This window comes from Streptomyces lycii (assembly GCF_009735685.1).
Classification (GTDB): Bacteria; Actinomycetota; Actinomycetes; order Streptomycetales; family Streptomycetaceae; genus Streptomyces; species Streptomyces lycii.
The window spans coordinates 1-11,552 of the sequence record NZ_WHPN01000363.1; the positions used below are offsets into that span (position 1 = coordinate 1).

At 73.6% G+C, this 11,552-nt stretch carries 5 protein-coding genes and 1 pseudogene; 5 read left to right on the forward strand and 1 reads right to left on the reverse strand.

Translation table 11 applies throughout. The features are described 5' to 3' along the window. Nucleotides 1–26: 26 nt before the first annotated feature. From GCU69_RS24250 to GCU69_RS24270, 5 genes are all read left to right on the forward strand, one after another. Nucleotides 27–533, forward strand: coding sequence for a DUF6912 family protein (locus tag GCU69_RS24250; RefSeq protein ID WP_098752158.1), 507 nt, complete (start codon nt 27–29; stop codon nt 531–533). Between the two features lie 60 nt (nt 534–593). Further along, nucleotides 594–1,295 (forward strand): HAD family hydrolase, encoded by a 702-nt coding sequence (locus tag GCU69_RS24255; RefSeq protein WP_098752157.1) that lies wholly within the window; start codon nt 594–596, stop codon nt 1,293–1,295. Between the two features lie 489 nt (nt 1,296–1,784). Beyond that, nucleotides 1,785–6,788, forward strand: coding sequence for an NAD-glutamate dehydrogenase (locus GCU69_RS24260; protein ID WP_156207179.1), 5,004 nt, complete (start codon nt 1,785–1,787; stop codon nt 6,786–6,788). 202 nt (nt 6,789–6,990) lie between these two features. Continuing rightward, entirely contained in the window at nt 6,991–10,023 is a 3,033-nt protein-coding gene (locus GCU69_RS24265) for a bifunctional glycosyltransferase/CDP-glycerol:glycerophosphate glycerophosphotransferase (RefSeq protein ID WP_156207180.1), read from the forward strand. Continuing rightward, a complete protein-coding gene (locus GCU69_RS24270; RefSeq protein WP_156207181.1) occupies nt 10,020–11,177 on the forward strand; it encodes a glycosyltransferase in 1,158 nt (385 codons plus the stop codon). The genes GCU69_RS24265 and GCU69_RS24270 overlap by 4 nt, the downstream gene beginning before the upstream one ends. 84 nt (nt 11,178–11,261) lie before the next feature. Here the strand turns inward: GCU69_RS24270 and GCU69_RS33270 are convergent. Next, a pseudogene (locus GCU69_RS33270) lies at nt 11,262–11,552 on the reverse strand (hypothetical protein); the annotation flags it as partial.

Consider the following 11,552-nt stretch of genomic DNA (forward strand, 5'->3'; position numbering starts at 1 on the left):
CAGCGCCTTCAGGAGAAGCGGCAGCCATGCGCGTCTACATCCCCACCACCCTCTCCGGACTCGCGGCCGCCCACCGGGCGGGTGAGCTGGGCCCCGCGCCGCTGGACGCCTATGCCGTCACCCCGGGCCTGCGCGAGTGGTACGTCTCGGACGACATCGAGGAGCTGGAGTACGCGGCGCTCGGCCGGGCCGCCCAGGCATCGCTGCGGCTGCTGGCCACGGACCCGCGGGCGGCCCGCCGCCGGGTGGTCGTCGCCGTCGACGTGCCGGACGGCACCGCCGTCGCCGACCCCGACCGCAGCCTGGACGCGTCCGCGGTGGGCGAGGTGCGGATCACCTCCGCGGTACCGCTGGCCAAGGCCGCGGCGGTGCATGTCGACGCGGACGACGCCGAGGCGGACGTCTCCGCCGCCGCCGCGGCGCTGGGCGCGGCGGACCAGGGTGACGACGACGCGCGCTTCACCGTGGACGGGGCCGAGGACCACGAGCTTCTCTGGTACGCCACCCAGGAGATCCCGAACCTGCTGGGCTGAACGTCCGGCGGAGGGCGCTGTCGGTGCCCCCGGGTACCGTCTCGGGGCATGGGGAACGGCATGGGGCACGGAATCGGAAGCGACAAGGGGAAGCTCGCGGCGCACGTCGTCTGGGACTGGAACGGCACTCTTTTCCACGACTTCGACGCCGTGATCGGCGCGACGAACGCCGCGCTGGCCGAGATCGGCGCGGGCCCGGTCACCGCCGGGCGGTATCGCGAGCTGTACTGCGTCCCGGTGCCGCTCTTCTACCAGCGGCTGCTGGGCCGGCAGCCCACCGGGACCGAGTGGCGGAGCATGGAGGCGGCCTTCCGGGCGCACTACGGCCGGCAGGTGGCGAACGCCGCGCTGGCGCGGGGCGCCAAGGAGCTGCTGGCGCGGCGGCAGGCCGCCGGCTCGACCCAGTCGCTGTGTTCGCTCGCCCCTCACCGGGACCTGCTGCCGATCCTGCGGACGCACGGCATCGAGAGGCGCTTCGTCCGGGTCGACGGCCGGCTCGGCGAGACGCACACCGGCAAGGCCGAGCAGATGGTGCGCCATCTCGCCTCCCTGCGGGGCATACGGCCGGAGCGGGTCGTGGTGATCGGGGACGCCCTCGACGACGCCGTGGCCGCCCGGCACAGCGGGGCGCGGGCCGTGCTCTACACCGGGGGATCCAACAGTCGCGCCAGCCTGGAGCCCGCCGGGGTGCCGGTCGTCGACAGCCTCGAGGAGGCGGTGGAGACGGCCGAGTCCCTCGTCGCCCGGCCCCGGCCGCTGTAGTCCCCGGCCCCGGCCGCTGTGGCCACCGGCACGGGCGGCGGGCCGCACGGGGCACCGCGCGGAGCGGCCTGCACGGGCGCGGCGGGCCCCGTGCGCGGGGCCGCCCCTACACCGGCGACGGGTCCGCGCGCGGCTGGCCGGAACGTCCAACTTCCGGCCCCGGTTTTGTACACAGCCCATGACGCGGTCCGGACGGGGAGCGATAGCCTGGTGCGGTGATCAGCGCGATATCCGTGAGGGGCGGCGTTGCCTCTCTCACCGGGCGCTCCGGCCTCTCCGGACGTCCCGGCCGTCGCCACCGGGCCGCCCCGTGGCGCGGTGCGGCGGTACCGCGGCGCCCGGCGCACCACCGTGCCCGGAAGATGGCCGATTACGGCGCGCAGATCCCCGATCCCGGCATAACGTCGACAACGACCGGAAATCCCGCGTCACGACATGCCGCCACCTTCACCTACGTCACGCAACGGCGCGCGACAGGAGCCAGAGGACATGCAGACCAAGCTGGACGAAGCCAAGGCGGAGCTGCTCGCACGGGCAGCCCGGGCAGCTGAGATCAGCCCGGCGGGCGCGCAGCAGCCCACCGGGCTCCACCGCGAGGGAGCGCCGGACCCGGAGGCTCTCACCGCGTACCTCCAGCGCTACTACCTGCACACCACCGCCGAGGATCTGACCGACCGCGACCCGGTCGACGTTCTCGGCGCGGCGCTTTCGCACTACCGGCTCGCCGAGGCCCGCCCGCAGGGCACGGCGAACGTCCGGGTGCACACCCCGACGGTCGAGGAGAACGGCTGGACGTGCAGCCACTCCGTCGTCGAGGTGGTGACCGACGACATGCCCTTCCTGGTCGACTCGGTCACCAACGAACTCTCCCGCCAGGGCCGCGGCATCCACCTCGTCGTCCATCCGCAGGTGACCGTCCGCCGTGACCTCACCGGCAAGCTGATCGAGGTCATCGACCCCGGCCGCTCCGGCGGCCCGGCGGCGGGCCGCGACCGGGGCGCGCTGCCGCACGACGCGGTGGTCGAGTCCTGGATCCATGTCGAGACCGACCGCGAGACCGACCGGGCCGATCTGAAGCAGATCACGGGCGACCTGCTGCGGGTCCTGTCCGACGTCCGGGAGGCCGTCGAGGACTGGGAGAAGATGCGCGGCGCGGCCCTGCGCATCGCCGACGAGCTGCCCGGTGAGCCGATCGCCGACGACGTGCCCGGCCAGGAGGCCGAGGAGGCGCGCGAACTGCTCCGCTGGCTCGCCGCCGACCACTTCACCTTCCTCGGCTACCGCGAGTACGAGCTGACGAGCGAGCCCGGCGAGGCCGGCGGCGAGGAGGACGTGCTGACCGCCGTCCCCGGCACCGGCCTGGGCATCCTGCGCTCCGACCCGCGTCACCCGGACGCCCGGGGCCACCGGGTCTCGCCGTCCTTCAACCGGCTGCCGGCCGACGCCCGGGCCAAGGCGCGCGAGCACCGGATGCTGGTGCTGACCAAGGCCAACAGCCGCGCCACCGTGCACCGGCCCTCGTATCTCGATTACATCGGCGTCAAGAAGTTCGACGCGCACGGCAATGTCGTCGGTGAGCGCCGCTTCCTCGGGCTGTTCTCCTCCGCCGCGTACACCGAGTCGGTGCGCCGGGTGCCGGTGATCCGCCGCAAGGTCGAGGAGGTGCTGGCCGGCGCCGGGGTCACGGCGAACAGCCACAACGGCCGTGACCTGCTCCAGATCCTGGAGACGTACCCGCGCGACGAGCTGTTCCAGACCCCGGTCGACCAGCTCCGTTCGATCGCCACCAGCGTGCTCCACCTCCAGGAGCGCCGCAGGCTCCGGCTCTATCTGCGTCAGGAGGAGTACGGCCGCTACTACTCGGCGCTGGTCTACCTGCCGCGGGACCGCTTCAACACCACGGTCCGGCTGCGGCTGATCGACATCCTCAAGGAGGAACTGGGCGGCACCAGCGTCGACTTCACCGCCTGGAACACCGAATCGGTCCTCTCCCGGCTGCACTTCGTCATCCGGGTGACGCCGGGCACCGAGCTGACCCAGCTCACGAGCGCCGACTGCGACCGAATCGAGGCCCGGCTGGCCGAGGCCGCCCGGTCCTGGGAGGACGGCTTCCTGGAGGCGCTCAACGCCGAGGTCGGCGAGGAGCGCGCCGCCGAGCTGGCCCGCCGGTACGCGGGCGCGTTCCCCGAGGGCTACAAGGCGGACCACGCCCCGCGCAGCGCCGTCTCCGACCTCCAGCACGTGGAGCAGCTGACCGCCGAGGAGGGCCGGAACTTCGCGCTCAGCCTGTACGAGCCGGTGGGCGCGGCCCCCGGCGAGCGGCGCTTCAAGATCTACCGCACCGGTGAGCAGGTGTCGCTGTCCGCGGTGCTGCCGCTGCTCCAGCGCCTCGGTGTCGAGGTCGTCGACGAGCGCCCCTACGAGCTGCGCTGTTCGGACCGCAGCACCGCGTGGATCTACGACTTCGGTCTGCGGATGCCGACTCCTGCGGCCGGCGGCGACCGGCTCGCGGACGACGCCCGCGAGCGTTTCCAGGAGGCGTTCGCCGCGGCCTGGACCGGTGAAGCGGAGAACGACGGCTTCAGCGCCCTGGTGCTGAGCGCCGGGCTGACCTGGCGTCAGGCGATGGTGCTGCGGGCGTACGCGAAGTATCTGCGGCAGGCGGGTGCCAAGTTCAGCCAGGACTACATGGAGGACACCCTCCGGAACAACGTCCACACCACCCGGCTGCTGGTCAGCCTGTTCGAGGCGCGGATGTCCCCGGAGCGCCAGCGGGCCGGCCGGGAGCTGACGGACGGGCTGCTGGAGGAGCTGGACGGCGCGCTCGACCAGGTCGCGAGCCTGGACGAGGACCGCATCCTGCGGTCCTTCCTGACCGTCGTCAAGGCGACGCTGCGCACCAACTTCTTCCAGACCCGCCAGGACGGCCTGCCGCACGGCTATGTCTCCTTCAAGCTGGACCCGCAGGCCATCCCGGATCTGCCCGCGCCGCGCCCGGCGTACGAGATCTGGGTGTACTCCCCGCGGGTCGAGGGCGTCCATCTGCGCTTCGGCAAGGTCGCCCGCGGCGGGCTGCGCTGGTCCGACCGGCGCGAGGACTTCCGCACGGAGATTCTCGGCCTGGTCAAGGCGCAGATGGTGAAGAACACCGTGATCGTGCCGGTCGGCGCCAAGGGCGGCTTCGTCGGCAAGCGGCTGCCCGACCCGTCCGCCGACCGTGACGCCTGGCTGGCCGAGGGCATCGCCTGCTACAAGACCTTCATCTCCGGTCTGCTCGACATCACCGACAACCTCGTCGGCGGCGAGGTGGTGCACCCTCAGGACGTCGTCCGGCACGACGGGGACGACACCTATCTGGTGGTCGCCGCGGACAAGGGCACGGCGTCGTTCTCCGACATCGCCAACGAGGTCGCCGTCGCGTACGGCTTCTGGCTCGGAGACGCCTTCGCGTCGGGCGGCTCGGCGGGATACGACCACAAGGGCATGGGCATCACCGCCCGCGGCGCCTGGGAGTCCGTCAAGCGGCACTTCCGCGAGCTGGGGCACGACACCCAGACCGAGGACTTCACCGTCGTCGGCGTCGGCGACATGTCCGGCGACGTGTTCGGCAACGGCATGCTGCTGAGCGAGCACATCCGGCTCGTCGCGGCCTTCGACCACCGGCACATCTTCATCGACCCGGACCCGGACGCCGCCGTGTCGTACGCCGAGCGGCGCCGGCTGTTCGAGCTGCCGCGCAGCTCCTGGGCGGACTACGACACCTCGCTGCTGTCGGCCGGCGGCGGCGTGCATCCGCGCTCGGCGAAGTCCGTCCCCGTCAACGCGCAGATGCGGGCGGCGCTGGGCATCGGCGCCGGGGTCACGAAGATGACTCCGGCCGAGCTGATGAAGGCCATCCTCCGGGCCCCGGTGGACCTGCTGTGGAACGGCGGCATCGGCACCTACGTCAAGTCGTCCGCGGAGAGCCACGCGGACGTCGGCGACAAGGCCAACGACGCGATCCGGGTCGACGGCCGGGAGGTCCGGGCCCAGGTGCTGGGCGAGGGCGGCAACCTGGGCGCCACCCAGCTCGGCCGGATCGAGTTCGCCGTCTCCGGCGGGCCCGACGGGGCGGGCGGGAGGGTCAACACCGACGCGATCGACAACAGCGCGGGCGTGGACACCTCCGACCACGAGGTGAACATCAAGATCCTGCTCAACGCGGTCGTCGCCAACGGCGATCTGACCGTCAAGCAGCGCAACCAGCTGCTCGCCGAGATGACCGACGAGGTCGGCGCCCTGGTGCTGCGGAACAACTACGCCCAGAACGTCGCCATGGCCAACGCGGTCGCCCAGGCCCCCAGCCTGCTGCACGCCCACCAGCGGGCCATGCGGCGGATGGAGCGCAAGGGCGACCTCGACCGCGAGCTCGAATTCCTGCCCACCGACCGGCAGATCAAGGAGCGGCTGGCGGCCGGTCGCGGGCTCACCCAGCCGGAACTCGCCGTTCTGCTCGCCTACGAGAAGATCACGGCTGCGGACGAGCTGATCGGCTCCGGCCTGCCGGACGACCCGTATCTCCAGCGGCTGCTGTACGCCTACTTCCCGCTGGCGCTGCGGGAGCGCTTCCCCGAGCAGATCGACGCCCACGCGCTGCGTCGCGAGATCGTGACGACGGTGCTGGTCAACGACACGATCAACAGCGCCGGCACGACCTTCCTGCACCGCATGCGGGAGGAGACCGGGGCCTCGACGGAGGAGATCGTCCGGGCGCAGACCGCGGCTCGCGCGATCTTCGAACTGGGCACCGTCTGGGACGAGGTCGAGGCGCTGGACAACCGGGTCCCGGCGGCCGTCCAGACCCGGATCCGGCTGCACTCGCGGCGGCTGGTGGAGCGCGGGGCCCGCTGGCTGCTCAACAACCGCCCGCAGCCGCTGGAGCTCGCCGAGACGATCGAGTTCTTCGCGGAGCGGGTCCAGGCGGTGTGGGCGGAGCTGCCGAAGCTGCTGCGCGGCGCGGACCTGGACTGGTATCAGGCGATCCTGGACGAACTGGCCGAGGCGGGCGTGCCCGGCGAGCTGGCGCAGCGCGTCGCGGGCTTCTCCTCGGCCTTCCCGACGCTGGACATCGTGGCGGTGGCGGACCGTACCGGGAAGGCACCGCTGGACGTCGCCGAGGTGTACTACGACCTGGCGGACCGGCTGTCCATCAGCCGGCTCATGGACCGGATCATCGAACTGCCGCGCGCCGACCGGTGGCAGTCGATGGCCCGCGCCTCCATCCGTGAGGACCTCTACGCGGCGCACGCGGCGCTCACCGCCGACGTGCTGTCCGTCGGCAACGGCGCTTCGACCCCCGAGCAGCGCTTCGAGGCCTGGGAGCGGAAGAACGCCCCGATCCTGGCCCGCGCGCGGGCCACGCTGGACGAGATCCACGGCTCGGACGCCTTCGACCTGGCGAACCTGTCGGTCGCGATGCGGACCATGCGGACCCTGCTGCGGCAGCACGTCTGACCCGTTCGGCCCATCGGCGCGGGGCGGCTCCGGCACAGGCCGGGCCGCCCCGCGGCGTTTCCGCGCCGCGCGCCGCCGGGCGGGCGTCCCTACGATGGAGGGCGGACAGGCACCGTTTTGTCCCGGTGTGGCGGCCGCCCGCACCGTCCCCGCCCGGCCGGGGCGGGCGGCCGCCGGCCGGTACGGCCGTTGGGAGGCGCGGATGGCGACGACCGCAGCGCGGCGGGATCCGGCGCCCGACGTCTCCGTGGTGGTGATCGTCTACAACGACGCGGCCCGTCTGCCCGACGCCGTCCGCTCCGTTCTCGGCCAGACCCTCCGCGCCGTGGAGGCGGTGATCGTCGACGACCACAGCACGGACGGCTCCCACGACGTGGCGCGGGCCCTGGCGGCCGCCCACCCGGGCCGGGTCCGGGCCCTGCGGCTGCCGGAGAACAGCGGCGGCTGCGGCGCCCCGCGCAACGCCGGCGTCGAGGCCGCCCGGGCGCCATACGTGATGTTCCTCGACAGCGACGACGTCCTGGAGCGCAACGCCTGCCGCAACATGCTCGGCGCGGCCGAGGAGACCGGTGCGGACCTGGTCGCGGGGCTCTGCGTCCGGCTGCTGCTCGACCGCCGCACCGTCGCCCGCGACCCCTGGTATCCGTGGCTCTACTCGCGCACCAGGACGCTTCAGTCCGTCCGGGAGCTGCCGGACCTGTTCGCGTGGGACACCCTCTCCACGAACAAGTGCTACCGCCGCGACTTCCTGCTGGAGAACAACCTGCTGTTCCTGCGCGGCATGTACTACGAGGACCTGATGTTCTCCGCCGAGGCCTATCTCGCCGCCCGGCGCATCACCCTCATCCCGAACGAGGTCTACCGCTGGCACGTCCACGAGCGCGCCGCCGAGAAGTCCGTCTCCAACCGGCGGCACGAGATGGCCAACTTCGCGCACCGGATGGAGATCCACGGCCGGGTGGACGCGCTCCTCGGACGCCGCCGGATGCCGGACCTCCAGCGCGCCAAGGACGTCAAGTTCCTCAAGCACGACCTCGTGCTGCACCTGCGCGACCTGCCGTTCCGCGACGACGCGTACCGCCGCGAGTTCGCCTCCCTGGCGCGCGGCTATCTGGCCGGGATGGACCCCGGGGCGTACGACGAGGTGCCGCCCCTCCAGGCCGTCTGCGCCTATCTGCTGCTGCGCGGCGACTGGGAGCGGCTCGGCCCGGCCGTCGACAGCCTGCTCAACCGCCGCAAGATCTCCGCGCCGCTCACCGAGCGCGACGGCCGGGTGTACTGGTGCGAGGAGCATCTCGGCGATCCGCTGGGCCGCCGCCTGCTGGACGTCACCGACCTCGGCCTGCACACGAAGCCCCTGGACAGCATGTTCCTGCGCAACGAGCTGACGGCGTACGGCAGCCGGGCCGGGCGGGTGCGGCTCGCCGGGCGGATCGTCAACCCGCTCGGCACCATCCGCCCCGGCGCCCGGCTCTCCGCCGAGCTGGAGTTCGCCGCCCGCCGCCGCGGCCTCCGGTCCTTCCGCTTCCCGGTGCGCACGCTCCGCCACGAGGGCGACGCGATCGCCTGGGAGGCGGAGGCCGGACTGTCCCGCGCGCTGCGGCCGGTGGGTGTGGTCGACACCGTGTGGGACGTACGGCTGCGGCTGACCGCCGACGGCGTGCGCACCACCACCCGGCTGACCGCCGGCGGCGCCGCGCTGCCGGACGGCTCCGTTCCGGTGCGTCCCCGGCTCGGCCGGCTGCTCGCGGACCGGCTGGAGCCGACGGTGACGGCGCGCGGGCACCTGGCGTTCCTGCTGACCGCGGGCGGTGCGGGCGAGGAGCCCGGCGCTGCCCCGGGCGGCGCGGCGGGGGAACGGCTCCGCGAGCTGGTGGCGCGCGGCGTGCACGGCCCGCCCGGCCGGTTCGCGAAGTCCGGGGTCCGCCGGGCCCGGCGCGTCCGAGAGCGGCTGACCGGCGGTGACGCCAAGCTGCGCCTCTACCACGAGGTGTTCTGCCGGCTGCCGATCCGGCCGGGCACCGCGGTGTTCGAGAGCCATCTGGGCCGGAGCTACGGCGACAGCCCGCGCGCCGTCCACGAGGAGCTGCGCCGGCGGGGGCTGCCCGTCCGCGTGCACTGGTCGTACGCCGGTCCGCGGCCGGAGGGCTTCCCGGAGGACGCCGTGCTGGTCCGCCGCTGGTCGCCGGCGTATCTGCGGGCCCTGGCGCAGGCCGAGTTCTGGGTGGACAACCAGGGCTTCCCGCTGAAGCTCCGCAAGCGGCCCGGGACCACGTACATCCAGACCTGGCACGGCTCGGCGCTCAAGAAGATGGGCTTCGACGAGCCGGAGCACAAGCTGTGGCCGCGCGAGAAGCAGCAGGAGTACCAGGAGGCGCTGGACCGCTTCGACCGTTTTCTGATCCGCTCCGAGCACGACGTCCGAACCCTCGCCCGGGCGTACCGGCTGCCCGAGCGGGCGCTGCTGCGCGTCGGCTATCCGCGCAATGACGCGCTGGTCCGGGCCCGGGAGCGGGAGCGTGCCACCGGCCGCCGCACGCGCGGGCCGCTGGCCGCCGGGCTGGGGATCCCGGAGGACAGGACGGTGCTGCTGTACGCGCCGACGTTCCGCCGGACCGGCGGCCGGCGCTTCGACCTGCCGTTCGACGTGGAGCGCTTCGCGAAGGAGTTCGACGACCGCTTCGTCCTGCTGGTCCGCGCGCACTACCTGAACCATGTGGTGCTCCCGCCGTCCGTACGGGACAGCGTCCTGGACGTCTCCGCGCTGCCCGACACGACACCGGTGCTGGAACTCGCCGACGCGCTGATCACCGACTACTCGTCCGTGATGTTCGACTACGCCCTGCTGGACCGGCCGATGATCTTCTTCACCTACGACTACGACTCCTACAGCCGCGAGGGCCGCGGCACCTACTTCGAACTCGCCGACCACGCGCCCGGCCCGCTCGTCCGCACCGAGGACGAGCTGTACGCGGCGCTGCGCACCCTGGAGACCGACGCCGGGCGCGACTGGGAGAAACGGGCCGCCTTCGCCGCCGAGTTCGGCGGCTACGACCGCGGGGACGCGGCGCGGCGGATCGTGGACGAGTTCTTCGCGCCGCGCCCGGCGCCGCGCCCGGCCGGGCGCTCGCCGCGGCGCTCCGCTCTCCGCCGGGTGCGGCGCTCCGCTCTCCACTGGGTGCGGCGCTCCGCTCCCCGGCCCGCCGGCCGTCCCGTGCTCCGGGGCGGCCGATGACCCGGGACATCTTCCTCGTCGGCAACAGCGTCGACGAACTCGGCGGCGTCACCAACTGGACCCACCAGATGGCCGGGCTGTTCGCCGCCCGGGGCCACCGCGTCCGCGTCGTCGGCATCACCCCGCCCGCCGTGCCCCGCGCAACCGCCCCCGGCGGCGGCGCCCCGCTCCCGTACTCCACGACCACCCTCTACGACGCCCACCCGCCCCGGCCGCGTCCGGCCCGCGGAATGCGCGGCCGGCTCGACCCGGTCGAGCGGTACCGCCGCCGGGTCCGGCGGGCCGGCATGCGGGAGCAGGCGGCGAAGCTCACCGCGATGTTCCGCGCCGCACGCCCCGGCGGGGTCGTGATCGTCACCCAGGTGTGGGCGATGGAATGGGTGGCGCTCGCCGACACGGCGGGACTGACGGTCGTCGGCATGAGCCACGAGTCGTACGAGATGACCCGTGACTCCTCCCGGCTCGCCCGCGTGCTGCGGTACTACGCGGACGTGGACCGGCTGCTGGTGCTCACCCGGGAGGACGCCGACCGCTGGATCCACCGCCGCAACCTCAACCACGTCGGGCACCTGCCGAACCCGCTGCCCGCCGACCCGGGCGAGCCCTCGCCGCGCACCGCGCCCGCCGTCGTCAGCATCGGCCGGCTGGACGGCCAGAAGGGCGTCGACATGCTGCTCGACACCTGGGCCGAGACCGCGCCGGAGCACCCCGGCTGGACGCTGCGGATCTACGGGACCGGGGAGGACGAGCAGCAGCTGCGCGAGCAGTGCACGGCGCTCGGCCTGGACGGCTCCGTGGAGTGGCGGGGCGCCACCGGCGACGTGCCGGGGGCGCTGCGCGGCGGTTCGGTGTTCGTCCAGTCCTCGCGTGGTGAGGGCTTCCCGCTGGCGCTGCTGGAGGCGATGGCGGCGGGCGTGCCGTGCGCGGCGTTCGACTGTGCTCCCGGGGTGCGGGAGATCGTCCGGGACGGCGAGGACGGGCTGCTCGCGCCGCCCGGGAACACCACGGCGCTGGCGGAGCGGCTCGGCCGGCTGATGTCCGACCGGGCGCTGCGGGACAGGATGGGAGAGGCGGCGCGGGAGAACGTGCGGCGGTACGCGCCCGAGCGGATCGTGGCGCGGTGGGAGGAACTGTTCGCGTTCCTGGAGCGTTGAGCCGGCCCGCCGGGCCCGCGGACCGGCTCAGCGGTACGCGGGGTCCGGCGTGCTGAGTCTGCGCACCGGGTTCGACGTGCCGGATCAGGCGTGCCGAGCCGGTCCGCCGGGCCGGGTGTGCCGGATCAGGCGTGCCGAGCCGGTCCGCCGGGCCGGGTGTGCCGGATCAGGCGTGCCGAGCCGGTCCGCCGGGCCGGGCGCGTGCTGTCCGCCGAGTGAGTCCGGCGTGCCCGGGACCCGGCGCCCTGCTGGACCCGGCGTGCCGAACCCCGGCGCCCCGACGAGCCCGTCCCTCTGTCCCCGCTGACCGCCCCGGGGCAGCCGGAGGTCCTGCACGATCATGTTGGTGGCGAAGTCGCCGGTGCCCAGCAGCCC